The 23,453-nt window shown below is 70.0% G+C and carries 22 protein-coding genes and 1 pseudogene; 11 read left to right on the forward strand and 12 right to left on the reverse strand.

All coding sequences use genetic code 11. From position 1 onward, the window contains the following. Window positions 1–45: 45 nt before the first annotated feature. A complete protein-coding gene (gene dhaK / locus ACIGA3_RS15505) occupies window positions 46–1,038 on the reverse strand; it encodes a dihydroxyacetone kinase subunit DhaK (protein WP_399715097.1) in 993 nt (330 codons plus the stop codon). 955 nt (window positions 1,039–1,993) lie between these two features. Between dhaK and ACIGA3_RS15510 the strand changes: the two genes are divergently transcribed. Continuing rightward, window positions 1,994–2,650, forward strand: coding sequence for a fasciclin domain-containing protein (locus tag ACIGA3_RS15510; RefSeq protein WP_399715100.1), 657 nt, complete (start codon window positions 1,994–1,996; stop codon window positions 2,648–2,650). 454 nt (window positions 2,651–3,104) lie between these two features. Here the strand turns inward: ACIGA3_RS15510 and ACIGA3_RS15515 are convergent, their stop codons facing one another. After that, window positions 3,105–3,677, reverse strand: a complete 573-nt coding sequence (locus ACIGA3_RS15515; protein WP_399715102.1) for a DUF3291 domain-containing protein — start codon at window positions 3,675–3,677, stop codon at window positions 3,105–3,107. A 434-nt stretch (window positions 3,678–4,111) separates the two neighbouring features. Here ACIGA3_RS15515 and ACIGA3_RS15520 point away from each other — a divergent pair. After that, window positions 4,112–4,441, forward strand: a pseudogene (locus ACIGA3_RS15520) (hypothetical protein); the annotation flags it as partial. A gap of 47 nt (window positions 4,442–4,488) precedes the next feature. On the opposite strand, the gene ACIGA3_RS15525 reads toward ACIGA3_RS15520, so the two are convergent. Then, window positions 4,489–6,090: an ATP-binding protein gene (locus ACIGA3_RS15525; protein ID WP_399715105.1), complete on the reverse strand. Its 1,602-nt coding sequence runs from the start codon at window positions 6,088–6,090 to the stop codon at window positions 4,489–4,491. A gap of 111 nt (window positions 6,091–6,201) precedes the next feature. Between ACIGA3_RS15525 and ACIGA3_RS15530 the strand changes: the two genes are divergently transcribed. Then, window positions 6,202–6,978, forward strand: a complete 777-nt coding sequence (locus ACIGA3_RS15530) for a response regulator (RefSeq protein ID WP_399715108.1) — start codon at window positions 6,202–6,204, stop codon at window positions 6,976–6,978. Between the two features lie 209 nt (window positions 6,979–7,187). On the opposite strand, the gene ACIGA3_RS15535 is transcribed toward ACIGA3_RS15530, so the two are convergent. Further along, a complete protein-coding gene (locus ACIGA3_RS15535; protein ID WP_399715111.1) occupies window positions 7,188–8,558 on the reverse strand; it encodes an MFS transporter in 1,371 nt (456 codons plus the stop codon). Further along, window positions 8,524–9,411 (reverse strand): MurR/RpiR family transcriptional regulator, encoded by an 888-nt coding sequence (locus ACIGA3_RS15540; RefSeq protein ID WP_399715112.1) that lies wholly within the window; start codon window positions 9,409–9,411, stop codon window positions 8,524–8,526. The genes ACIGA3_RS15535 and ACIGA3_RS15540 overlap by 35 nt, the downstream gene beginning before the upstream one ends. Window positions 9,412–9,463: 52 nt before the next feature. Here ACIGA3_RS15540 and ACIGA3_RS15545 point away from each other — a divergent pair, with 52 nt between their 5' ends. Both ACIGA3_RS15545 and ACIGA3_RS15550 read left to right on the forward strand, forming a co-directional pair. Next, window positions 9,464–10,915, forward strand: coding sequence for an aromatic amino acid ammonia-lyase (locus ACIGA3_RS15545; RefSeq protein WP_399715115.1), 1,452 nt, complete (start codon window positions 9,464–9,466; stop codon window positions 10,913–10,915). Between the two features lie 106 nt (window positions 10,916–11,021). Continuing rightward, a complete protein-coding gene (locus ACIGA3_RS15550) occupies window positions 11,022–11,666 on the forward strand; it encodes a dihydrofolate reductase family protein (RefSeq protein WP_399715118.1) in 645 nt (214 codons plus the stop codon). A 46-nt stretch (window positions 11,667–11,712) separates the two neighbouring features. Here ACIGA3_RS15550 and ACIGA3_RS15555 read toward each other — a convergent pair whose 3' ends face one another. From ACIGA3_RS15555 to ACIGA3_RS15565, 3 genes are read right to left on the reverse strand one after another with little or no spacing between them, the layout of a single operon-like run. Continuing rightward, window positions 11,713–12,249, reverse strand: coding sequence for a hypothetical protein (locus ACIGA3_RS15555; RefSeq protein ID WP_399715121.1), 537 nt, complete (start codon window positions 12,247–12,249; stop codon window positions 11,713–11,715). Between the two features lie 43 nt (window positions 12,250–12,292). After that, window positions 12,293–12,628 (reverse strand): helix-turn-helix domain-containing protein, encoded by a 336-nt coding sequence (locus ACIGA3_RS15560; protein ID WP_399715123.1) that lies wholly within the window; start codon window positions 12,626–12,628, stop codon window positions 12,293–12,295. Beyond that, the gene (locus ACIGA3_RS15565) at window positions 12,618–12,833 is read right to left on the reverse strand and encodes a hypothetical protein (protein ID WP_399715126.1); all 216 of its coding nucleotides are present in this window, start codon (window positions 12,831–12,833) and stop codon (window positions 12,618–12,620) included. Before ACIGA3_RS15565 ends, ACIGA3_RS15560 begins: the two co-directional genes overlap by 11 nt. A gap of 556 nt (window positions 12,834–13,389) precedes the next feature. Between ACIGA3_RS15565 and ACIGA3_RS15570 the strand changes: the two genes are divergently transcribed. Together ACIGA3_RS15570 and ACIGA3_RS15575 are read left to right on the forward strand one after the other, a co-directional pair. Then, a complete protein-coding gene (locus tag ACIGA3_RS15570) occupies window positions 13,390–13,707 on the forward strand; it encodes a DUF397 domain-containing protein (protein WP_399715129.1) in 318 nt (105 codons plus the stop codon). Window positions 13,708–13,989: 282 nt separating this feature from the next. Then, on the forward strand, window positions 13,990–14,781 hold the full coding sequence (locus ACIGA3_RS15575) for an SAM-dependent methyltransferase (RefSeq protein WP_399715447.1): 792 nt from the start codon (window positions 13,990–13,992) through the stop codon (window positions 14,779–14,781). Window positions 14,782–14,795: 14 nt separating this feature from the next. Here the strand turns inward: ACIGA3_RS15575 and ACIGA3_RS15580 are convergent, their stop codons facing one another. Further along, window positions 14,796–15,734, reverse strand: a complete 939-nt coding sequence (locus ACIGA3_RS15580; protein WP_399715132.1) for a helix-turn-helix domain-containing protein — start codon at window positions 15,732–15,734, stop codon at window positions 14,796–14,798. Window positions 15,735–15,948: 214 nt separating this feature from the next. Continuing rightward, on the reverse strand, window positions 15,949–16,179 hold the full coding sequence (locus ACIGA3_RS15585) for a DUF2945 domain-containing protein (protein ID WP_399715134.1): 231 nt from the start codon (window positions 16,177–16,179) through the stop codon (window positions 15,949–15,951). 136 nt (window positions 16,180–16,315) lie between these two features. Between ACIGA3_RS15585 and ACIGA3_RS15590 the strand changes: the two genes are divergently transcribed. Both ACIGA3_RS15590 and ACIGA3_RS15595 read left to right on the forward strand, forming a co-directional pair. Beyond that, window positions 16,316–16,744, forward strand: a complete 429-nt coding sequence (locus ACIGA3_RS15590; protein WP_399715449.1) for a cyclic nucleotide-binding/CBS domain-containing protein — start codon at window positions 16,316–16,318, stop codon at window positions 16,742–16,744. Between the two features lie 163 nt (window positions 16,745–16,907). Beyond that, a complete protein-coding gene (locus tag ACIGA3_RS15595) occupies window positions 16,908–17,291 on the forward strand; it encodes an SRPBCC family protein (RefSeq protein ID WP_399715136.1) in 384 nt (127 codons plus the stop codon). 1 nt (window position 17,292) lies between these two features. Here ACIGA3_RS15595 and ACIGA3_RS15600 read toward each other — a convergent pair whose 3' ends face one another. Continuing rightward, window positions 17,293–18,672 (reverse strand): DEAD/DEAH box helicase, encoded by a 1,380-nt coding sequence (locus ACIGA3_RS15600; RefSeq protein ID WP_399715138.1) that lies wholly within the window; start codon window positions 18,670–18,672, stop codon window positions 17,293–17,295. Window positions 18,673–18,934: 262 nt separating this feature from the next. On the opposite strand from ACIGA3_RS15600, the gene ACIGA3_RS15605 reads away from it, so the two are divergent. Further along, window positions 18,935–21,004, forward strand: a complete 2,070-nt coding sequence (locus ACIGA3_RS15605) for a SpoIIE family protein phosphatase (RefSeq protein WP_399715140.1) — start codon at window positions 18,935–18,937, stop codon at window positions 21,002–21,004. A 53-nt stretch (window positions 21,005–21,057) separates the two neighbouring features. Here ACIGA3_RS15605 and ACIGA3_RS15610 read toward each other — a convergent pair whose 3' ends face one another. Further along, window positions 21,058–21,543 carry a phospholipase gene (locus tag ACIGA3_RS15610; protein WP_399715143.1) on the reverse strand — a complete coding sequence of 162 codons (486 nt, stop codon included), beginning with the start codon at window positions 21,541–21,543 and terminating at the stop codon, window positions 21,058–21,060. Between the two features lie 248 nt (window positions 21,544–21,791). On the opposite strand from ACIGA3_RS15610, the gene ACIGA3_RS15615 reads away from it, so the two are divergent. After that, window positions 21,792–23,321 carry an amidohydrolase family protein gene (locus ACIGA3_RS15615; RefSeq protein WP_399715146.1) on the forward strand — a complete coding sequence of 510 codons (1,530 nt, stop codon included), beginning with the start codon at window positions 21,792–21,794 and terminating at the stop codon, window positions 23,319–23,321. The last annotated feature ends 132 nt before the right edge of the window (window positions 23,322–23,453 follow it).

Below are 23,453 nucleotides of genomic sequence, written 5' to 3' on the forward strand. Positions count from 1 at the left end.
GGATCTCCTTGGCTGGTAGGGATGTTGACCACTGACTCCGCCGTATCACATCCCCCAGCGCAGCGCCGGGGTCCTGACCGGCGCGTCCCACAGCCGCAGCAGTTCCTCGTCGACCTGGCACAGGGTGACGGAGGCGCCCGCCATGTCGAGCGAGGTGACGTAGTTGCCGACGAGCGTGCGGGCGACGGCCACGCCCCGCTCCGCCAGCACCCGCTGCACCTCGGCGTTGAAGCCGAACAGCTCCAGCAGCGGGGTGGCGCCCATGCCGTTGACCAGGACCAGCACCGGGCCGCGCGGCGTCATGTCGTCCAGGATGGCGTTCACCGCGAAGTCGGCGATCTCCCCGGAGGTCATCATCGGGCGCCGCTCCCGCCCCGGCTCACCGTGGATGCCGATGCCCAACTCCAGTTCGCCCGGCGGCAGATCGAAGGTGGGGGAGCCCTTGGCCGGGGTGGTGACGGAGCTGAGGGCCACGCCGAAGCTGCGCGAGCTGTCGTTGACCTGGCGGCCGATGGCCTCCACCCGCTCCAACGGCTGCCCCTCGGCCGCCGCCGCACCCGCGATCTTCTCCACGAACAAGGTCGCCCCGGTGCCGCGCCGGCCGGCGGTGTAGAGGCTGTCGGTGACCGCGACATCGTCGTTGACGAGGACCTTGCCGACCTGGATGCCCTCGTCCTCGACGAGTTCGGCGGCCATGTCGAAGTTGAGCACGTCACCGGTGTAGTTCTTCACGACGAACAGCACCCCGGCCCCGCTGTCCACGGCCGCCGCGGCCCGCGCCATCTGATCCGGCACCGGCGAGGTGAACACCTCTCCCGGACAGGCCGCGGCCAGCATGCCCGGCCCGACGAACCCGCCATGCAGCGGCTCATGCCCCGACCCGCCCCCGGAAACGAGCCCCACCTGCCCGGCCACCGGCGCGTCCCTCCGGACGATCACCCGGTTCTCCACATCCACGTTCAGATCCGGATACGCGGCCGCCATCCCCCGCAGCGCATCCGCCACCACGGTCTCCGGGACATTGATCAACATCTTCATCGGTACCTCCTGATGAGGCGAACAGACGGGCCTATGGGCAAGTATTTTTGCTGGTCAGGCTGGGTTGGCTCAGTTTCTGATCTTGGCGGTCCCCGGCGGTCGGACGCGAGCTTCGGATGCTGACCTCATGCTGACTCTCGTCTTGGGCTGCCAGGTGTGGGTGGGCGGTCTGTGACGTTGAGATGGCAGTACTACTGTCGGCAGTATCGACCTTGCGGCTACGAAGGTCACGTGGAGCGGGGCACGGGCTTGTGCTCGCCCCGCGCATATTCGGTCCTGCGGAGCACGCGGTTACTTCGAGCGCCGCGGCATGTCTGCTGGTGCGCTCGGCCGGTAGGGGTGTAGTGCGCGCGAGGCATACAGCCGGTGCGGCCAGGTGGCGGAATTGACTCAAGGTCCAGGGGGCCGCATCAGCCATATGGGTGATCGCATGAACGTGTGAGCCAGACTGCTGTAGTGAGCAGGTGGACCCGTGACTTCGCGGATGCTCGGCGCCGTCCGATTCCTTCTCGACCTCGGCCGCGCGACCACGTCCTTGCCGAGCGCCTCGCCACCAGCCCACGATCCGACATCACCGTCGTAGGCCGTTCGGGCGAACCCGGGCGCGGTGGGCAGTCCAGGGGGAGGCGCCGTTGCGGATCACCGGCACCTGGCCATGACGAGGTGGGGGGGCGGACTCCGCCGAGACTCTGATCGCGCAACACCCTGTGCCGAACCGCCTGGTCCGGGAGATTTTTCACCCGGCAGGGAATCTGACCAATCCGTACCGGCGGCGGAAACGGATTCCCTCCGTGAAGGAAGATCAGGCCGGTTCCGCGACCCGCCGGACCGCACTGCTCACCGGGTGCACAGGGTCGCGCCGATGATGTCGGCGCTGGGGCCCACGCGTCCAGTCTTCCTTCTGCGTTGTTTCTGAACGGCAGCATGACGCTGCAGCGTTGAACTGGAGACTCTGATGAACACCCGTACCCGTCGCACCGTGGGCCTGCTCGCCGTCGCCGCTGTACTGCCGCTGACACTCAGCGCCTGCTCCGGCAGTGACTCCGACAAGTCCGACTCCAAGGACAAGGCGTCGGCTTCGGCCTCCGCGGGCAACGGCATGGGCGGCTCCTCGGACAGCAGCGCGAGCAAGATGGATCAGCCGTTCGGCTCCGCCTGTTCCTCGGTGCCGAAGAACGGTGCCGGTTCCTTCGACGGGATGGCCACGGACCCGGTCGCCACCGCCGCCTCGAACAACCCGGCGCTGTCCACGCTGGTCGCGGCCGTGAAGAAGGCCGGTCTGGTCGACACGCTGAACAACGCCCAGAACATCACGGTGTTCGCGCCGACCAACGACGCCTTCAACAAGATCCCGAAGGCCACCCTGGACAAGGTTCTGGGCGACAAGGCCCAGCTGACGAAGATCCTGACCTACCACGTCGTCGGTCAGAAGCTCGTGCCGAAGGACCTGGAGAAGGGTTCCTTCGACACCCTGGAGAAGTCGAAGGTCATGACCTCGGGCTCCGGCGAGTCGTACACCGTGAACGGCTCCTCGAAGGTCGTCTGCGGCAACGTGAAGACCGCCAACGCCAACGTGTACATCGTCGACACCGTCCTGATGCCCAAGAGCTGACTCAGCGGGCGACGGGCGGCCTGCCCGTCGGGACGCATGACGGGGCGCGCCGGCACATCGCCCCACCGGCAGTGCCTGCCGCCGCCCCCCCCACGCGCCGCAGAACGGCAGCCCAATGCCTGACGATCCCTCCTCAACCACTCCACCTGCCAATGCCTTCGTTCCAGTGCCGGGCTGCTGGATCTGTGCCCTCCTGGCGACCGTTGCCCGCGAGGCGTGGTGCGGCCAGGACGGCCTGACCACCCGCGACTGGCTCTCGGTGACCGCCAGCGGCATGGTGCACTGCATGGCAGTCCACAACTGACCGGTGCGGTGGTGACGGACGGACTCCGCGGCGCCCGCACGGTGGCTTCGCCGAGCGGGCGTGCCATCCGGTCCGCACCGGAAGGGAAGGCCGGTTCCCCTCCGTCAACCAGGCCGACTCTGCGAGCGGTTGGGGAGCGCGCGGAGTCTGTCACGCAGAGTCGGCCCGATGTGGTGAGGGGGAGTCGGCCATGGTGCGGCTGATCCGGGTCGGAGTTCCCTCCGGGGTGAACGAGTGGTGGAAGGTGAAGGCGTGCGGCGCGGAGCCGTGGTCGTGGAGGTGTTCCAGCCTGGAAACCCCGTCCTGCCAGGTGGGTGTCACGCCGTCGGCGGCCCACCAGAACACGTGAAGCGGGTGCCCTGTCCGCTCGAACCAGTCGTGACGCCTGTTCAGCGCCTCACGGTGCAGACCGGTGTAGACGGCGTCGAAGGCGGGGCGCAGGTCGGTCCAGAGCGAGAGGGTCGCGGCCAGGGCGGTGGTTTCCACCGTACGGCCCTTGCCGTACCAGGTCGGTACGGCGAACTCTCCCCATGCACCCCAGTCCGCCTCGAAGAGCGTGCCCCGGTCGGCGTCTGCCGCTTCGGCATGAGCGAGGTACCCGGGGTGCCGGCTGATCTTCCGGTAGACGGCCGCACCGATGTCGTAGAACTCGCGCGTGAGAGGTGCGGGATCGGCGAGAGGTGACTTCAGGACGCCGAATGTGTACAGCGCAAGATGGGGCATGCGTCTCTCCCTGGTTGCGGGTGCCGGGTGTGGACCCGGTGCGGCGGCGTACGCGTGGGGCGAGGATTCGTGCGACGTGACCGACTCGTCCCGTCGCGGGTGGCTCAACCTGAGGGAACTCCTGGGCGACCGTGGGCGGTTGCCGAGGACCAGGTGAAGGTAGCTGCCTCTGCGGGCCATGTCGAAGTTGCGTTTTCCCTGCCCAAGTGGCCTGCTCGTCCGCCCGCTGGTCGACCGTACGGGGTTCCGCGGCACCACCCTCCCCGATGCCATCGCCCGGGCCACCGAGACCGGGTGGATCACCCGACGCTGAGACGCGAACCGCGCCCGCACCAGCCCGGACAGGCTCTCGCCACAGGCCCCTCCGCAGTACGAGCTCTGGCGACGGGCGCCGATCACAGTCAGCGGACGCGTGGCCGGCCCGGCCCGATGCGGGGCACGCGGACGCCGGCACCTGGGGAACCGCTGCCCAGGTCTTCCTCGCCGGTGGTGCCCACGACACCGACGACCAGCACCTCCCGTTGCAGGTCAAGCCGGCCACGCGCGTCACCGTCAACGCCTCGCCGGAGCCGGTCGTGGCAGGGAAGACGATCACGGTGACCGGGCGGGTCACACGGGCGAACTGGGCCACCCACACGTATCAGGGGTACGCGGGCCGCACGGTGAGCCTGCAGTTCAAGGCGGCGGGCGCCTCCTCGTACAAGACGGTCAAGAAGGCGACGTCAAGCAGTGCGGGGACGCTGAGGACCACGGTGAAGGCGACCGGGCCGCAGACGCCGACGCTGTTCCTCGCGCTGTCCGCGCCGGGCGATCACCGCCCCTGGAGCGCCACCGTCTCGGAGTTCGAGTCGTCTGACTCGCTCGGCTCCGTGGGCTTGCTCGCCAGTGTGAAGACGATGCGGGTGCCGCCGGTGTGCTCGAGGTCGACGAAGATGGTTCCGCCGTGGAACTCGACGATCTTCTTGCACATCGCGAGGCCGATGCCGCTTCCCTGGTACCGGTCCTTGGTGTGCAGCCGCTGGAAGATGACGAACACCTTCTCGGCGTACTCGGCGGCGATGCCGATGCCGTTGTCGGTGACGGCGAACCGCCAGAAGTCACCATCCTGCTCGGCGGAGATGTGGACGACCGGTGTCTCGCCGGGGTGGCGGAACTTGATGGCGTTGCCGATCAGGTTCTGCCACAGCATGCCCATCTGCGTGGAGTCGGCGATCAGGGTCGGCAGTTCATCCCGGGTGATCACCGCTCCCGATTCCTCGATGCTGACGCTGATGGCGGTGAGGGTCCGCTTCATCACCGTGTTGAGGTCGACGCTCTGGTGGGTGTTGTGGACGCGGCCCACGCGGGAGAAGCCGAGCAGGTCGTTGATGAGGGTCTGCATGCGGTTGGCGCCGTCGACAGCGAAGTCGATGTACTGGTCCGCCCGTTCGTCGAGCTGTCCGCCGTACCGCCGTTGGAGCAGCTGGGTGAAGCTGGACACCTTCCGCAGGGGTTCCTGCAGATCGTGCGAGGCCACGTATGCGAACTGTTCCAGCTCCGCGTTGGACCGCTTGAGGTCGGCGGACTGCGCGTCCAGGCGCAGTCGGGCCTCCTCGCTGAAGTCCAGTGCCCGCACGAGCCGTTGGCGCATGGACTCGATCTCGCCGCTCAGTTGCCGCAGGTCGGCGGGGCCGGTCGGGGTGATCGGATGGCCGAAGTCACCGTCCGTGATGGTCCGGGCGTCCGCCCCGATCCGTGCCAAAGGCCCTGTGATACCCCGGCGCAGCGCCTCGGAGACGATGACGGCGAGGGCCACGATGACGGCCGCGATGGCGGTGAAGATCCAGTTCCTCAGTCGCATCGTGGAAGCCAGATCCGCCCTGGCCGACGCGCGGTCGGCGCGCAGTCGGTCCTGCTGGTCGGACATGGCCACCCGCACGGTGTCGAAGGCCGTCTTGCTCTTGGCCGCGTTCTCAGTCGCCAGGGGAGAGGGCTTGCCGGCCGGTGAGGCCGCGATCGGCCGCGCGGTCTGCGCCTGCCACTTCTCGATGTGGTCCTCGACGTCCTTCAGGTCGCGCAGGCGTGCGGCGTTGCCCTGGAGGAGGTCCGACAGGTTCTTCGTGTAGGTCTTCTGCTGGCTGAGCCCCTGCCGGTACGGCTCGAGGAAGTCCGTGGTGCCGGTGAGTCCGTAACCGCGGATGCCCGTCTCCTGGTTGAGCAGCGCCGATTCCAGCCGGATCGAGGTCGTCAGCGCGGGCGATTTCACGTCCACGAGGTTGTCGCTGATCGACGCGGTCCGATCGAGGACCCAGGCTCCGGTCGCCCCCAGCAGCGCCAGGACGGACATTGCGACGGTGACTCCGAGGCGAAGCCAGCGCCGAGTCGTCCACTTGGACAGCTCCCGCACATGCGGCGGCTTCTCATCGACGGTCATCCTCTGTCTCCTCCGCAGTGACGGCTGCGCTCACAGCGGCGCAGCCACACCCTAAAGGACAGTGACAACTGTTGTTGTCGCGGGTGATGCCGAGGGCTTACTCTGCTGGTCATGCCTGGCAAGAACTTCGTCGTGCCGACCGCCCCGCAGGACATGGCCGCGCTCGCGGACGCGGCGGTCGACGAACTCGCGCGGCGTATCACCCATCAGGTGACGGAAGGCATCTCCCGTTCCCTGCTACCGGATGATCCCTCGCACGCGCTGACCCGGCTGCACGTGCTGACGCATCTGCAGCGGGCCGCCGAACGCCTCCAGCGCGCGGCGGCCGTGGACGCCGCCCGCGCGGGCGCCGGCTACCCCCAGATCGGCGAAGCCAGCGACATGACGCGCCAGGGCGCCCGGCGCCGCTGGCCGGGACTCTTCACCCACTCCAATGAAGCACCCACGGAGCATCCGATGATGACCACCCCCACCCGCCCCTTCGACGTACTGCTCGTCGAAGACGACGTCGCCGACGCCCTCCTCATCGAGGAGGCCCTCTCCGAGCGCGGCGCCCGCAACCTGGTCCAGGTCACCGACGGAGTCGCCGCGCTGGAGCACCTGCGCGCCCCGGACAGCGTGCGTCCCGACCTCATCGTGCTCGACCTCAACATGCCGCGTATGAACGGCCGCGAACTGCTCCAGATCCTCAAGGCGGACGAGGAGCTCCAGACCATCCCCGTAGTCGTCCTCACCACCTCAGCCGCCCCGGACGACGTCACCAGCGCTTACCACAGCCACGCCAACGCCTACGTGACCAAGCCCGTCAACCTCGCGGAGTTCGAGCAGGCCGTCCAGAGCATCGACACCTTCTACCTGGAGACCGCCACCCGGCCGCCGCGCGGCTGACGCCGGTGGCCTTTCACGATGTGCCGCTGTCGGCGGGCTCGTCGAGCGTGCCCTTCAGGTAGCGCTCGCGCAGGGTCGCCTCGACGGGAACGAAGGCGGTGATCTGCCCCCGCTCGGCCTCGAACAGCCCGGAGGCGTGAAAGCCCCCGACCGGGGCCGACGTCGGTGATGTGGGTGATGTGGACGCGCCGCCGTCCGTGGGCCGGTGGTCAGTCCAGGGATACGTTCTTCGTCTCCGGGGCCCATGCCAGCGACGCGGCCAGGCCGCAGGCGAGTACGAGGGTCAGCGCCAGCATGGTGGGGGAGAACCCGGCGTGTTCGAGGCTGAGCGGCAGCAGGAACGTGCCGATCGCGGAGCCGATGCGGCTCATGCCGTTGAGCAGGCCGACGCCGGAGCTGCGCAGGTCGGTCGGGAACAGCTCGGCCGGGTAGACCTGGTCGAGGTTGACCGCCGCCGACATGGTGAACGTGAACACCAGGAACAGCGGGAAGAGCAGGCCCTTGGGCGCGTCGGGCCAGACCGCCATGGGGGCGAGCGCGGCGATCAGCACGACGAAGGACCAGATCGTCAGCCCGCGCCGGCTCATCTTCGCCACGAACCACAGGCCCGCCACACTGCCGCCCAGCAGGAACAGGTTCAGCACACCGTCGCTGGTGGTGTCCTGCTCGCCCACCCCGATCTTGGCCAGGACCAGCGGCAGGAAGGTGTAGATGGCGAAGTACGGCACCACCTGGGCGTTGTAGAAGATGACCCCGAACGCGGTGTGCCGCCAGTACGCGCGTCCGAACAGGTCGCGGTAGCGCGCCCGCGGCTTCTCGGCGGTGGCGCGCGCGATCCGCGCCAGTGACGCGAGCGCGTCCTCGTCGCCGCCGAGGCGGCGCACCACGGCCCGCGCCTGGTCGATGTGGCCGCGGGCGAGGAGCCAGCGCGGCGACTCGGGCACGCCGAGCCGCAGCAGCACCACCGCCAGGGCGGGCAGACTGCTGGAGGCGAGCAGCCAGCGCCACGCCTCGCCCCCGAGGCCGACCACCCAGTTGCCGAGGAAGAACGCCACGACGTAGCCCACCGTCCACATGACGGTCAGGGAGGCGAGCAGGCCGCCTCGGTAGCGGCGTGGCACGAACTCGGCGACGAGGGTCGGGCCCAGCGCGTAGTCGGCGCCGATACCGATGCCGATCAGCAGCCGCAGCACGAACAGCTGGGCGGGACCGGTCACGAAGAACTCGGCCGCCGACGCGACCGCGATGAGCAGGAAGTTGTACGTGTAGAGGCGCTGTCGGCCGATGCGGTCGGCGGCCCAGCCGATGACGACGCTGCCGAGGAAGATGCCGATCAGCGCCGCCGCGCCGAGCAGTCCCTCCCACACGGAGCCGAATCCCAGCTGGCCGGCGATCACCGGCAGGGCGATGCTGATGATGCCGAGCTCGTAGCCGTCGGAGTAGTTGGCGCAGAACGTCAGCGCCGTGATCCGTAGGTGGAAGCGGTTGAGCGGGGCGTCGTCGAACGCGGTGGCCGCTTTGTCGCTCCCGGAGGGGCCGGGGTTGTCACTCCCGGAGGAAGAGGTCCTGCTCTGCGGCATGGTCTTCGAAACCTTCCAGTCGTTGCCGGGCCGAGGCGCCGGCCGCGTCGGCCATCGCCTCCACCAGCGCCACGGACAGCGAGACGACCGCGGCGTGCGAGTCGAACACGAACTCGGAGGCGACTGCCGCGCTCAGCACGTCGTCGGCGAGCGGGGTGAGCGCCGTGACGAGCCGGTCCGTGATCAGAAGTGTGTGCAGGCCCAGGGACCTGGCCTGTATGAGGGCGGCCTCGCTCTCCCGCGGGTAGCGGGGGAGCGCGACCATCACCAGCGTGCGGGCGCCACACCGGTGGGCGTGCCGCACATGGTCGCCTAACACACTGCCCGAGTCGGTCAGCAGCCGGACGTCCGGATGGATCTTGGTGGCAAGGTAGGCGAACGAGGCGGCCTGCGCGGCCGACACGCGGTACCCGACGACGACCAGCGGAACGGACGCCATCAGCCGTTCGGCGATGGCGCGCAGCCGGGTCTCGTCGGCGAGCTGGGCGCGCAGTGCGGCGAGGTTGCGCAGATCGGCGTCGACGGCGGCCTGGAACTTGTTCCCACCGGGCTCGATCGCCGGCTCGGTCGTCGCGGTGCGCAGATAGCGCCGGAACTCCGCGTACCCGTCGAAGCCGAGCAGGGTGACGAACCGGGTCACCGACGGCTGGCTCACCTGGGCGTGCTCCGCCAGCTCGGCACTGGTCAGCGCGGCGGCGTCGCGCGGCCGCTCGGCCAGGTAGCGGGCGATGCGCCGCTGCGCGGGCGTGAAGCGGTGCGCCGTGAGCAGCTCGTGCAGCGACCGGGGCACCAGGTTCTCCTTCTTGCCGATGCGGTTGTTGCGGGCTCGGTTCTTGCCAGCGCGATGAATCAATAGTTACATGCCGTTCGCAGGAATGAATGAACTGCTGTCAAGAGAGGTGGCGATGACCGACTCCAGCCGCATCCTGATCAGCGGCGCGGGACTGAGGTGCGCCGACGTGGTCCGCGTGGCGCGGCGCAGCGCGTGGCCGAAGCTGGCGCCCGACGCGCTGACCAGGGCGGCACAGAGTTACGAACTGGCCGTGGAACTGGGCGCCAAGGGCGCGGTCTACGGCAGGACGACCGGCGTCGGCGCCAACCGCCACATCGTCGTGGACCCCGACGGCGCCGACCTGCACGGGCTGCGCCTGCTGCGCAGCCACGCCGGCGGCACCGGCACCCCGCTGCCCGACGACGCGGTACGCGCCGTCATGGCCGTCCGCCTCAACCAGCTCGCCGCCGCCGGCAGCGGAGTGCACCCGCGGCTGCTGCGGGCGCTGGAGCAGGCCCTGCGCGTCGGAGCGCTGCCCCTCGTGCACACCCGTGGCGCGATCGGCACCGGCGACCTGACCGCGCTGGCCGAGATCGCGCTGACCCTCGCCGGTGAACTGCCCTGGGAGTCCGGGGGCATCGACCCGGTCGCGATCAGCCCCGGCGACGCGCTCGCGTTCATCTCCAGCAACGCCGCGACCCTCGCCGAGGCCGTACTCGCCTGGCACGACCTGTCCCGGCTGCTGGCGGCGAGCCATGTGGTGACCGCGCTGACCTTCTGCGCGCTGGGCGGCTCGGCCGAGGCGTACGACGAGCGCGTGCACGCCTCGCGGCCGCACCCCGGCGCCGTACGGTGTGCCGCGGAGCTGCGCCGCCTGCTCACCGCGGGCGGCGACCTGCCGCCCGGCCGGCGTCTCCAGGACCCGTTCGGCCTGCGGGCCTTCCCTCAGGTGCAGGGGCCCGCACTGGAGGCAGCGGCCCACGTCGAACAGGTACTGGAGGTCGACCTCAACGCGGCGGCGGAGAACCCGCTCATCGATGCCGAGACCCAACAGGCTTACCACCACGGCCAGTTCTCCACCGCCCCGGTCGCGCTGGCCTTCGACTACCTGCGGGCCGCGCTGCACCACACCGCGGAGCTGTCCGCCGCGCGCCTGAGCGACCTCGTCGAACCGGACCTCAGCGGACTGCCGCCGTTCCTGGCCGACGGCCCCGCGGGCAGCTCGGGCGTCATGATCCTCGAGTACGTCGCCCACGACGCCCTCGGCACCCTGCGCCACGCGGCCTCCCCGGTCACCCTGGGCACCGCGGTCATCTCCCGCGGCCTGGAGGACCACGCCAGCTTCTCCACGCACGCGGTACGCAGCACGGTCGCGGCGACGGCTGCCTATCGCACGGTGCTGGCCTGCGAACTCCTGGGCGCGGTAAGGGCGTTGCGGATGTCCGACGCGGTACTCCCCGACACCCCGCTCCGCCAGGCGTTCGCCATGGCCTCGGCGGGTCTCCCGCATGTGACCGAGGATCATCCGCTGAGCGCGGAGATCCAGCAGGCGGAACGGCTGCTGGACCGGTTGGCGGTGCTGTAGAGGGACCGGCGCCCCGGTCCCTCGGGCTTCCTCGGCAATCGATCAGCGATGAGTTTCACCGGCCCGGCCAGTCTCACCACCGTTGTCGACAGCCCAGGAGGAACACGTGGCTCAGTTGTTGCGGGTGCAGAACTTCAATGTCTCCAGCGATGGGATCGGGGCCGGGGAGGATCAGACGCTTGAGAGGCCGTTCGGGCATGTCGATCCGGGGCGGCTGTTCTCGTGGGCCGGCGCCACGGCGAGTTGGCCCATGCGGACCGATCCCGGTGGGAGCCGGGGGCTGGACGACTACCTCACACGGGACTACGCGCGGAACATCGGCGCGGAGATCATGGGGCGCAACAAGTTCGGTCCGCAGCGCGGGCCTTGGGAGGACCTTGAGTGGCAGGGGTGGTGGGGTGACGAACCGCCTTTCCGTACCCCGGTGTTCGTCCTGACCCACCACAAGCGCCCCTCGATCACGCTGTCCGACACCACGTTCCACTTCGTCGAGGGGGAACCGGCGGAGGTTCTCGCACAGGCCAAGGAGGCGGCGCAGGGGAAGGACGTCCGGCTCGGCGGCGGGGCCACCACCATCCGGGAGTTTCTCGACGCCGACCTGGTCGACACCCTGCATGTGACGGTGTCGCCGATGGAACTCGGGTCCGGGGTACGGCTCTGGGAGTCCCCGGACGAGCTGCTCGACCGGTTCCACCTGGACGTCGTACCCAGCCCGAGCGGGGTGACGCACCACCTGTTCTGGCGCAAGTGACCAGCGCTCAGGGCAGCTCCGGTCCGGGGCTGCCCTGAGGTAGGTGCTACTCCTGGTCCGCGCCGGTCAGGGCGTCGGTGACCATGCGGGTGGCGAAGTCACGGTCGTCGGACATCCGGTTGATGTGCTCCGCGAGCAGGACGGCCGTCCCTTCCAGCGGGTTCATCTCGGCGTCGGTCCAACGCCCGTACTGCGCACGCCACAGGCTGGGGCTCAGGCCGAGGCCCGAGGAGATGAGCAGGCCGGCCATGATGGGGATGACCTCGGGGCGGAAGGTCTTCGGCATCTTGCGCATCGTGGTCACGAGGGTGGGCACCACGGACTCGATGACGTCCTGGTCGTGCGCCTCGCAGGCCAGCCGCAGCCACTTCATGAACAGGTAGATCAGCGTGCACGTGCCGTCCAGCAGCGCGTCGAGTCCCGTAGGGCCCAGGGACGCGGCGAACTGGTCGAGCAGACGCTGGTATTCGGGGTCGACCTCGGTCTTGTCGTCGTAGATGGCCTGGAGCCGAGAGTCGATCATCAGGAGCGCTGCACCCACATCGCCGACGGGCGCTTCCGAGGGATCGCAGGGTGATGACACGGAACTCCTCTCACGGGGCCGCAGCGGGCCGCGCGGCACGTACTCACGGTAGACCGCCGATCGGACGGGGGGTGAGGAAACCTGATGAATCACCTTTACGTGGTGGACCCTGGCGGGGCGGTGTACTTCGACGGTCGTGCTCGTTCTCCCAGACCATGAGAAGCACTTGAGGATCGGCGCCGCACGCCCTGGCGTAGATGACGGTGAATCGGCGACTGGGGAAGCGCTGCCCGGCGAGGATGTCGGCGACGTGGTCGAGGCCCGTACCGATCTTGTGGGCCAAGGTTTCCGGGCTGATGTGGGCTTGCCTGCGGACTTGTTCCATGACGTGTCCGATGTGGGCGGCGCTGCTGGCGGTGTGGCTGGATTCAGGTGACATCGTGGGCCTCGCCGGCGTCGGAGTCGTGGTGACGCTCCGTCTCGGGAGTGGGCTGGGTGTTCGTGTCGGGGGCGTGCGGGCATCGCTGTCCGGCCATGCGCAGCAGCACCAGACAGGCACCCGCCGCGGCGATCCAGTGCTCGGACTGGTGCGCGAGGAACAACTGCCCGGCGGGACCAACGGCGGCTTCCAGTGCGTCGATCACGCAGAGCGGGCACCGCCGGCCCCCACGCGCGGTGCGCGGGCGGGCATGGCGCGGTTTACGGCGCCGTCGCCACGGGGAGGGGGACATCGCGGCCTCCTAGGAGGAGTCGTGGACACGGGGCCCCGGCCGATGACGGCCAAATCACGCACCGGGGCCCCGATGCCGCTCGACGCGTCGCCGAGCAGGACGGACGCTAGGTCGAACTAAGGCCATTTGGAATCCACTTGGGCAGCGGAATGCGGCATTTCCCGTGGAGTCGGCGCCGTATTGCCAGCGGGATACTTCATCGCCTCTGGGGGCCACGTTCGATTTGCGGAGAGAGTGCGCCCTGTTTGTGCGCCGCGTCTGTTCCAGTTGAGAGCCCCGGTGTCGCGACCCGGCTCGTCGTCTCCGCTATGACTGTACGAATGCCGCCTGCATACTCCATGCCTGGCGCATATTCCCCCGTCCATTTCGGCCGGGCCTGAAGCGAGGTGAATGCGGCCGCTCGCGCGACGCACTTGCATGCGAGAGGTCGACAGTTGAATCGAGACATTGTTGATTGCAGCGTGCATACATGACGCCGCGAGCGGTGAACCTCTCATCGTCTGGGCCGGGATGCAATTGCATCCCGGCAACGGGGAGTTCATTCACCGCAGGAGGTCGCCCGGTGAGGAAACCGACGGTTGTGGGGCGGCACGGCTCGAACGGGGCCGGCGTCGCGTGGCGGAAGAGTTCGTACAGCCTGCCCGAGGGATCGTGCGTGGAGATCGCGCAGCCGTCCGGCGATCAGGTGCTCTTCCGTGACTCCAAGACCCGGAACGGCCCGGTCGTGGCGGTCACGAGGGGGACTGCTGCCGCATTCACCGCCGCGCTCGACCGCGGCGAACTCTGAGGCAGGTGAGGGGAGGCGCCGGCCGCCAGGCCGGCCGGTGTCCTTCGGTGGCCCCTCGTGCGCGCGTGGGTCTGCACGCCCCGTACGGCGTCAATTTGGCACGGGCCCGTTCGGAAGGCTGTGAATACCGTTCACCTCTGGACATCGCTGATGAACGGTCGGTATGGATAGGGACAATGCAAGTGCATTCCGCCCCTGGCGAGACGGGGGGGAAGGGGATGCCTGGGAGGGAGCACTGTGGGGGAGCAGGCCGCGCAAGGGCACGAACAGGGCAACGGTGATGTGTTCTTAGGGCAGGATCAGCCTCATAGTGCGCGGATGTACGACTACTATCTGGGCGGCAAGACCAATTACAGCGTGGACCGGGAAGCGGCCCAGGCGGTGATCAGGTTGTTCCCGGCGATCGAGACCGTGGCCCGGGTGAACCGTGCCTACATGCACCGTGCCGCACGCTACTTGGCGCAGCGGGGAGTGCGGCAGTTCATCGACGTGGGAACCGGCATCCCCACTGCGCCCAACCTGCACGAAGTGGTCCAGGACGTCGCGCCGGAGTGCCGGGTCATGTACATCGACAACGACCCCATCGTGCTCGTCTACGCGGACGAGCTGCTCGCCGGAACTCCCGAGGGGCGAACGGGCTTTGTACAGGCGGACGCCATTGATCCGGATGCGGTTCTTGCGGCGGTAGAGGCCGAGAATGTTGTGGATCTCGGCCAGCCGGTGGCCCTCAGCCTCCACGCGCTGCTCCACTTCATCCCCGACGACAGGGACCCCTACGGCATCGTCCGCGGCTTCATGGACCGCCTGGCCCCCGGCTCCTACCTGAGCCTGACCCACTGCACGGGGGACTTCGCTCCTGAGACGTGGCAGGCCATCATCGACACCTACGTCCAGCGCGGAACCCCCGCTCAGGTACGCAGCCGGGCGGAGGTTGTGCGCTTCTTCGGCGGTCTCGAACTCGTGGAACCCGAAGTGGTGTTGGCGCACCAGTGGCATCCGCAGGTCGGCAGCGGGCCGGGGGTTCTCAGCGAGCGGCTCGTGTCGCTGTATGCCGGCGTGGCGCAGAAGCTCTGACAGCGGCGATCGAGTCACTTATAGCGAACCAGTAGGTGCTGCAACCGTCGCCGCATGGCGTGGGAGTCGAGCGAGCGGGTAGCGAGTGCGTCGAACGCCTTTACGCGCCGATCCACCATCTCTTCGTCCTCGATGACCAGGCCGCCGTCGTACCCCTCGGTGAAGACGATCGTGGGAAGGAGACGGCCGGCAAAGTCAAAGATGGTCGTGGGGCCGAGTTCGACGTGCACGTCGAACTCGTACAGCGGGGCGAGGCGAAGCTGAATCCGGGGGTTGGACGTCAGCGTCAGGTCGATCAGGTGCTGCAACTGCCCGCGCATGATGGCCGCTGATCCGACGGGACGAGCCAGTGTGGCCTCGTCGACGACGCAGAGCAACTTCTTGTCCGCAGCGGCGAACTGCTTTTGGCGCGTTGTGCGAAACCTGACCAGCTCGTCGTACGTGCTCGCGGGACCGCGACCCCGCTCGATCAGCGCGCGGGCGTACTCGGGAGTCTGCAACAGGCCGTGCAGATAAGCGGGTTCGAAGGACCTGACCCTGCTCGCCATGTCCTCGAAGCTGACCACGGCCTGGAGGTACTTCGGCGTGACCGCGGACCAGGGCTGCCACCAGGTGGGCCGGTGGGCGGCCGCCGCCAGCTCTTGCAGATTTCCCTGTTCCTCCGGAGTCGTGATCCCGTAGGTCTCGAAGAACTTCGGCAGGTCACGCTGCTTGGGCGAGTTGGTGCCGGATTCGATCCGGCTCACCTTCGAGGACGAGACTCCGAGATGACTGGCCGCCTCACCCAGACTCAGGCGGGCGCTTTCCCGGCTCAGGCGCAAGGCGTTGCCCAGCACCTTGCGCGCCGCGCCTGGCGCTGCCTCGTTCTGGAGGTAGCGCACCGCTCCCCTGCGCCCCGCCCTTTGGCCGGCGCCGTCATCGAACTCCGCGGGGGCGGGCAACTGCTTGGACACTTGTGCTCCTTGATTCCCTGCACGAATCGTGTTGCTCCAGGCACACATAGTGCCCGCCGATGCCCGTGGCGGAGTGAGAATCGTAAAAATGTCCAGTTAATGCTCACGCCCTGCCCGGAAGCCGCCCGCCACCGAGCTCCACTCAGAGTCAGGTGGCAGGGTGGATCGTGGCAACATGGCGCGGCATGGCGGGAGTTGGCGCTGTCACCGGCCGCTACGACTTCCCCTTCTTCCTCAGCGCCGAAGGCTTGTGCACCGCGGTCCGGCCCGACTTGTCGCTGCGGACCTCGTACTGGGGGTCGTCCGGGGAGGCGTCGACCGTGCGGTCGGCGGCCTTGGTGCGGTGGGTGATTTCCTGTTCGACCTTGCCGGTGGTCTCGGTGCCGTGGGTGCTCCAGGCGACCTTGTCGCCCTTGGCCGGGCGGTTCTTGCCGGAGTCGTTCATGGGGGCTCCCTGGGCCGGGGATTTCTTACCACCCTGGCCGGGCACTAGCCCGTTCGCACCTGGGCGCGGGGTTGGGGGCGCTTCCGGGGGTACACGGTGGGGCGTAGGACCGTGGCCGATCAAGGAGGACGTGGCGATGGACAGCGTGCGCGAGATCATGACGGGGAACCCCACGACGGTGGACGGCCGGGAGTCGGTGACGTCCGTGGCGCGGACGATGCGTGACGGCGGGGTCGACGTCGTGCTCGTGGTGGAGGGCGGCAGCCTGCGGGGACTGGTCAGCGATCACGACCTCGTCGTACGGGCGCTCGCGGACGCGGCCGACGCCGACGAGATGACCGTGGCCGAGGTGGTGCACGGGGGTCTCGTCACCGTGGACATCGACGACGGTCTCGATACCGTCGCCCGGTTGATGGAGGAGAACTCGGTCCGGCAGGTCGCCGTCATCGAGAGCGGCACACCGGTGGGCGTCGTGAACGCGAGCGACCCCCGCCTCCAGGGCCGCTCCGGCCGCATCGACTCGCCCACACCCGAGCACGCCCGCAAGTCCGGCAGCGACAGCTAGACCACTCAGCACCACTCGGTCGTCAGAGGGCACCGACCGGCCGCCCGGCCCCGACCCCGGTCTCCGCATGACGCCGGATGCCGGCGGACCACCGCGGATCGCTCGCCGCGCAGCCCTTCACCCGCCCCCGTAAATTGGGCCGGAAACCGCCGGGAGGACAGACATGCGGCACACCGTCACGGTCGCGGGCCCCGCAGCGCCCGATGTGGTCTGGGAGCGGTACGCGCGGTACGAGGAGTGGGCGCACTGGGCGCCGCATCTGCGGGCCGTCCGGACGGAGGGCGACGTGATCCGGCCGGGCGCCCGGGGTGAGGTGGAGGTGGCGGGGTTCCTGCGCGGGAGCTTCGTGGTCACCGAGGTCGACCAGCCGAGCGGCGCCTGGACCTGGAAGGTCACCTTCCTCGGCATCCCCGTACAGGTGGGGCACACCATGGAGCCGCACGGTACGGGCACGCGGGTCGCCGTCGATCTGACGGCGCCCCTGCCGGTGCCCCTGGTCTACGCGCCCATGGTCGACTGGGCGCTGCACCGGCTCACCCGCGTCTGACTCAGCGGCCGCGCCGGATCTGGGCCGCCCGACGGGCCTCGGCGAGCTTGCGGGCCTCGTCCGTCTTGCGGGACGGACGGCCGCCGGTGCCGCCGCTGGACGTGCCCTTGCTGGAGCCCATGCCGCGGAAGGGCGCGTTCGTGTTCTTGGGGCGCGCCGCCGCCGGACCGCCGTCGAGCGGGGTGCCGGACGGCTTGCGGGCGCCGGTGATCCGGCTCAACGCGGCCTCGCCCGAGCGCACCTTGGTGACCGTCGGCTCGATACCGGCCTCGGACGTCACCTTGCTCAGCTCGCGCCGCTGACCCGACAGCACCAGGGTGACGACACTGCCCGAGCCGCCGCCCCGCGCGGTGCGGCCCGCGCGGTGGAGGTAGTCCTTGGCGTCGGCGGGCGGGTCGACGTTGACCACGAGGTCGAGGTCGTCGATGTGCAGGCCGCGCGCCGCGACGTTGGTCGCCACCAGCGCGGTGATCTGCCCGTCCTTGAACTGCGCGAGGGTCCGGCTGCGCTGCGGCTGGGACTTGCCGCTGTGCAGGGCCGCCGCGTGCACCCCGCTGGCCCGCAGATGCCGGGTGAGCTGGTCGACCCCGTGCTTGGTGTCCAGGAACAGCAGGACACGGCCGTCGCGCGCGGCGATCTCCGTCGTCACGGCGTACCGGTCCGGCCCGTGCACGACCAGGACATGGTGGTCCATCGTCGTGACGGCGCCCGCCGACGGGTCGACCGAGTGGACGACGGGGTCCTTGAGATGGTCGCGGACCAGGTCGGCGACGTCGTGCTCCAGCGTCGCGGAGAACAGCATGCGCTGACCGTCGGGCCGTACCTGTTCGAGCGCCTCGGTGACCTGCGGCAGGAAGCCCATGTCGCACATCTGGTCGGCCTCGTCGAGGACGGTGACGCGTACACGGCCCAGACGGCACGCCTTGCGCTCGATGAGGTCGTGCAGCCGGCCCGGGGTGGCCACGACGACCTCGGCACCGTCGCGCAGCGCGGCGATCTGTCGGCCGATCGACATGCCGCCGACGACCGCGGCCATCCGCAGCCCCAGCGCGCCGGCGTACGGGGTGAGCGCCTCGCAGACCTGCTGGGCCAGCTCGCGGGTGGGCACCAGGATCAGGGCCAGCGGCTGCTTCGCCTCCGCCCGCCGGCCGGCCGTACGCGCGAGCAGCGGCAGGCCGAAGGCGAGCGTCTTGCCGGAGCCGGTGCGGGCGCGCCCGAGGACGTCGCGTCCCGCGAGGGCGTCGGGGATCGTGGCCGCCTGGATCGGGAAGGGCTCGCGCACATCCAGCTCAGCGAGCTTGCGCTGCACCGCGGGCGGCAGGTCCAGGTCGGCGAAGGAGGCGGCCGAGGGCTGCGACTCGGCGGGGTCCGGGTGGTTCATGACAAGCCTTCCGCAAGAGGGGACGTACCGAGGAAGGCCCGGTAGGACGAGGTACGGCGACCGAACGGGCGGAGTCACCGACCGTCACTACCGTGCAAAAGTTTCACGCTAACACAAGGGGCGTACCGGGGACCGGTCGGCCTCGTGCCCCGGCCCGCTCAGGCAGGAGCGGTTCGGGGGCGCACGGCATAGTGGTATGAGCTGATGCAAAAGACGCGGCCCGTGTGCTCGTGCCGGGCCGGTCGACGGGAAGGCGACAGGTATGGGTGCCAAGGACCTGTGGGACCACGGGCCCGGCCCGGCCCAGGACCGGGCGGTCAGGGTGCCCGGTGGTCTGCTCGACCTGCTGCACGCCTCCGCCGTGGTCATGGACGCCGAGGGCCGCATCGTCCTGTGGAGCCCCGAGGCCGAGCAGCTGTTCGGCTACGACCCGAGCGAGGCGCTCGGCCGGTCCATCGCCGAACTGCTGGCGCTGCCCGAGGACGCGCGACGCATCCACGAACTGTTCATGCGGGCGCAGGTCGGCACGAGTTTCGCGGGTGTCTTCCTCGCCCGGTGCAAGGACGGTTCGACCCGTTCGGTCGAATACCGCAAGGGTCGTCTGCACGACCCCGAGGGGAACGTGCTCGGGCTGGCGCTCGCCGCCGACGTGGACACCGTGCGCCGGGTGGAGAGCGATCTCGCCCTGTCCGAGCTGCTGATCAACCAGTCGCCCGTCGGGCTCGCCGTGTTCGACACCGAGCTGCGCTGGATGCGGATCAACGACGCCCTGACCACCGCCAACGGGGTGACCGAGGAGGAGGTCGTCGGCCGGCGGCTGGGGGACACGCTGCCGGGGGTGGACACCGAGGCCATCGAGGCCGCCATGCGGCAGGTGCTGCGCACCGGCGAGTCGATCCTCGACCACCGCACCATCGGACGCGTCCCCGCCGACCCGGACCACGATCACGCCTGGTCGGAGTCGTACTACCGGATCGAGGACCGGCACGGGAAGGTGCTGGGTGTCGCGGTGTCCGTCGTGGACGTCACCGCGCGCCACCTCGCCGCCGCCGAGATCGCGGCCGCGCACCGGCATCTGGCCACCCTCTCCGAGGCCAGCGCCGACATCGGCAGCACGCTCGACCTGCGGCAGACCGCGCGGGAGCTGGCCGAGGCCGTCGTGCCCCGGTTCGCCGACCTGGCCACCGTCGACCTGCTGGAGTCCGTCGCCACCGGCCGGCGGACCGCCGCGGGTGACCAGGCCCGGTTCCTCACCGTCGCCGTCGCCCCCGCCGACCCGGACGACGACATGGGCGGCGCCGCGCTCTGGGACGACCTCGCGACCGAGGAACCGGCCCCGATGATGCGCCGCAGCGTCCGTGAGGGGACCCCGGCCATGATCCCCCGCGTGGACGGCGCCGCGCTGCGCCGGATCTCCGGCGACGAACAGGCCGTCGCGGCGCTCCGCAAGGCGGGCGTGCGCAGTTACCTCGTGGCGCCGCTGGTCGCGCGCGGCACCGTGCTCGGCGTGCTCAGCCTGTACCGCACGGGCAACACCCGCCCCTTCGACAGCCGCGACCTCCAGATGGTGTGCGAGATCGTCGGCCGTGCCGCCATCAGCGTGGACAACGCCCTGCTGTACGGCCGCGAGCGGGACACCGCGCTCACCCTCCAGCGCAGCCTGCTCCCGCAGACCCCGCCCGACCAGCCCGAGGGCCTGGAGATCGCCGTCGGCTACCGTCCCGCGGGCAGCGGTACCGAGGTCGGCGGCGACTGGTACGACGTACTGCCGCTCAGCGACGGCAAGGTGGGTCTGGTGGTCGGCGATGTGATGGGCAGCGGTGTCCGGGCCGCCGCCATCATGGGCCAATTGCGCACCACCACCCGGGCGTTGGCCCGGCTCGATCTGCCGCCCGCCGAACTGCTCGCGCACCTGGACGAGACCGCCGCCACGCTCAGCGAGTCCTTCGCCACCTGTGTCTACGCGGTCTGCGACCCCAAGCGCGGTACCTGCACGTTCTCCTGCGCGGGCCACCTCCCGCCGGTCCTCGTCCAGCCGGGCCACGAGGCCACGCTCCTCGGCATCCCCACCGCCGCGCCCCTGGGTGTCGGGGGAGTGCCCTTCGGCACGCTGGAAGTCGAGCTGCCCGAGGGCTCCTTGCTGGCCCTGTACACCGACGGTCTGGTCGAGACCAGGTACGACGCCATCGACGTGGGGCTGCACTCCCTCTGCCGGGCCCTGGAAGGCGCGACCGGTTCCCTGCAGCAGACCTGCGACATGCTCCTCGACACGGTCGACCACTCCTCGGCCGACGACATGGCGCTGCTGCTGGCGCGGTTCGGCGGGGCGTAGGTCCGGACACACCCGCCGGGCGCGCCAACTGCTGGCGCGCCCGGCGGGGTTGGTCAGGCGCGGGCGGTGTCCGCGCCCTTGAGGCCGAAGATGTCGACCGCGTGGTAGTAGGTCCACGCCGTCGAGTTGCAGGAGGTCTTGGTGGCGCCGGAGTAGTTGTTGCAGACGCGCTTGAGGTCCTCGTAGAAGGCGGAGTCGATACGGGACTTGTTCGCGGAGAAGGTGCCGGCGGCCTTGTAGTTGCGGTAGCCGAAGTCGTGGCGGGCGCACGCCGTCTGGAAGGGGAAGCCGAACGGGTTGTCGGGCGAGGAGCTGCAGTAGTCCGTCGACCAGTCGAAGCCGTAGGCCGACCAGGCGCCCTGGTTCCCCCGGGCGGAGACCCACGCGTTGTAGCTGGCGGCGCTGGTCTGGGTCCAGGAGCTGAGCACCTGCGGCTTGTCGGCGGGGGCCGCCGAGGCGTCGCTCGCGAGTACCAGCACCACGGGCAGTGCCAGTGCGGCACCGGCGGCGGCGAGGGAGACGGCGTGGGGACGGCGCATGGAAGACCTCCGGAGTGTGGGGCCCAGCAAGCCTCGCGGGGTTTGCGAGGCGGGGTCAGCTTGGACCACCGCTCCGCCGCATGAACAGTCCATGTCAAAGAATTCTTCGCGGAATTTCAACAAACTGTCAGACCGAATCGGGTCCAACTCGCCTAATTCGGCGCGGACATCGCGGAGTGGTGACGGAGAGATAAGGTAAGGCTAACTTTAGTTCGTACTGGGTGATCGTCGGTGTGGATGGAGGCTTGATGACGGACTTCGTGAGCGTCGAGCGAGAGTCGGCGGGCCAATGGGCGTCCCTGCGAGCGGCTTTGACGCTCCATCAGGTACGGCTCGGTGCGGGCGGACCGCTCGCCCGGGTGCGGGTCGCCGAGGGCCGGGTGACGCACATCCACATGGACGCGCGCACCACTCCCCTCGGGGACGGCGACCGGGTGCTCGGTCTGGAGGGCCGCGTGCTCCTGCCCGGCCTGTGGGACGCCCACGTCCATCTCGCGGAGTGGGCCGCCGCCCGGCACCGGCTCGACCTGGCCGGGACCGGCTCCGCGCAGGCCGTCGCCGACCTCGTACGGGCGCGCGGCGGAGTCAACGACCGTACGGTGCTCTACGGTTACGGATTCCGCGACGGACTCTGGCCCGACGCCCCGCACAAGAGCCTCCTCGACGCGGTGCTGCCCGACCGGCCGGTGGCCCTCGTCAGCGCCGACCTGCACGCCGTCTGGCTGAACTCCGCCGGCCTCGCCCTCGCCGGCCGGCCGGGCCACCCCACCGGACTGATCCGGGAGCACGAGGCCCACGAGGCGCTGTCCGCGCTGCCCGCCGCCCCGGCCGCGACGGTGGACCGCTGGATCGCCGACGCCTGCCGGGCCGCCGCCGCGCGCGGCGTCACCGGCGTCATCGACTTCCAGTACGGCGACACGGTCACCGACTGGGAGCGCCGCTCCGCCGACAGTCCGCCCGCCGTGCGCGTCGCGGCCGCCGTCTACCCGAGCCGGCTGGACGCGGCCCTGGCCCGAGGGCTGCGCACCGGGAGCGAGATCGGTGCGAGCGGGGGACTGGTACGCGTCGGCCCGCTCAAGCTGTTCACCGACGGCTCGCTCAACACGCGTACTGCCCTGTGTCACGACCCCTATCCGGGTCTTGAGGGCACGGACGGCGCCCACGGCATCGAGGAGACCGCGCCCGACGAGCTGATACGGCTGATGCGACGGGCCGCCGCCCACGGAATCGAGCCCGCCGTGCACGCCATCGGGGACCGGGCCAACACCGTGGCCCTGGACGCCTTCGCCGCCGTCCGCTGCCGGGGCCGGATCGAGCACGCCCAGCTGCTGAACCCCGAAGACCTGCCCCGCTTCGCCGAGTTGGGCGTCACGGTCGGTGTACAGCCCCGGCACGCCACCGACGACCGCGATGTGGCCGACCATCACTGGGCCGGGCGCACCGGCCGCGCCTTCGCCTACGCCGGCCTCCTCGCCGCCGGGGCCCGGCTGGAGTTCGGTTCGGACGCCCCCGTCTCCCCGCTCGATCCCTGGCTGGCCATCGCCTCGGCTGTCACCCGCACCGACGACGCCCGTCCCGCCTGGCATCCCGAACAGCGCCTCACCGTGCCGGACGCGCTGGTCGCGGCCGCCCGGGGGCGCCGCTCCATCAGGGTCGGGGACCCCGCCGACCTGGTGGTCGTGGACGTGGACCCGCTGGAGGCGGACGCGGGCACGCTGCGCACGATGCCCGTGCACGCCACGCTGACGGACGGCCGCTGGACGCATGGACCGTACTGAGCGCGGGCCGCACGAGCGCGGGCCGTGCGTGCACGGGCCGTGCGTGCACGGGCCGTGCGTGCACGGACGAGGACTTCCGCTGATGTCCCGCGGATGTCTTCGGCGGCCCGCCGGCCCTCTGAGGCAAGGCCC

The organism is Streptomyces sp. NPDC085596 (assembly GCF_044541565.1).
Classification (GTDB): Bacteria; Actinomycetota; Actinomycetes; order Streptomycetales; family Streptomycetaceae; genus Streptomyces.

Bases quoted from the DNA above. Each gene is read 5' to 3' on its own strand.
- dhaK (WP_399715097.1), bottom strand. From the start codon at position 1,038: ATGAAGATGTTGATCAATGTCCCGGAGACCGTGGTGGCGGATGCGCTG.
- ACIGA3_RS15510 (WP_399715100.1), top strand. From the start codon at position 1,994: ATGAACACCCGTACCCGTCGCACCGTGGGCCTGCTCGCCGTCGCCGCT.
- ACIGA3_RS15515 (WP_399715102.1), bottom strand. From the start codon at position 3,677: ATGCCCCATCTTGCGCTGTACACATTCGGCGTCCTGAAGTCACCTCTC.
- ACIGA3_RS15525 (WP_399715105.1), bottom strand. From the start codon at position 6,090: ATGACCGTCGATGAGAAGCCGCCGCATGTGCGGGAGCTGTCCAAGTGG.
- ACIGA3_RS15530 (WP_399715108.1), top strand. From the start codon at position 6,202: ATGCCTGGCAAGAACTTCGTCGTGCCGACCGCCCCGCAGGACATGGCC.
- ACIGA3_RS15535 (WP_399715111.1), bottom strand. From the start codon at position 8,558: ATGCCGCAGAGCAGGACCTCTTCCTCCGGGAGTGACAACCCCGGCCCC.
- ACIGA3_RS15545 (WP_399715115.1), top strand. From the start codon at position 9,464: ATGACCGACTCCAGCCGCATCCTGATCAGCGGCGCGGGACTGAGGTGC.
- ACIGA3_RS15560 (WP_399715123.1), bottom strand. From the start codon at position 12,628: ATGTCACCTGAATCCAGCCACACCGCCAGCAGCGCCGCCCACATCGGA.
- ACIGA3_RS15570 (WP_399715129.1), top strand. From the start codon at position 13,390: ATGACGCCGCGAGCGGTGAACCTCTCATCGTCTGGGCCGGGATGCAAT.
- ACIGA3_RS15585 (WP_399715134.1), bottom strand. From the start codon at position 16,179: ATGAACGACTCCGGCAAGAACCGCCCGGCCAAGGGCGACAAGGTCGCC.
- ACIGA3_RS15590 (WP_399715449.1), top strand. From the start codon at position 16,316: ATGGACAGCGTGCGCGAGATCATGACGGGGAACCCCACGACGGTGGAC.
- ACIGA3_RS15595 (WP_399715136.1), top strand. From the start codon at position 16,908: ATGCGGCACACCGTCACGGTCGCGGGCCCCGCAGCGCCCGATGTGGTC.
- ACIGA3_RS15600 (WP_399715138.1), bottom strand. From the start codon at position 18,672: ATGAACCACCCGGACCCCGCCGAGTCGCAGCCCTCGGCCGCCTCCTTC.
- ACIGA3_RS15605 (WP_399715140.1), top strand. From the start codon at position 18,935: ATGGGTGCCAAGGACCTGTGGGACCACGGGCCCGGCCCGGCCCAGGAC.
- ACIGA3_RS15610 (WP_399715143.1), bottom strand. From the start codon at position 21,543: ATGCGCCGTCCCCACGCCGTCTCCCTCGCCGCCGCCGGTGCCGCACTG.
- ACIGA3_RS15615 (WP_399715146.1), top strand. From the start codon at position 21,792: ATGACGGACTTCGTGAGCGTCGAGCGAGAGTCGGCGGGCCAATGGGCG.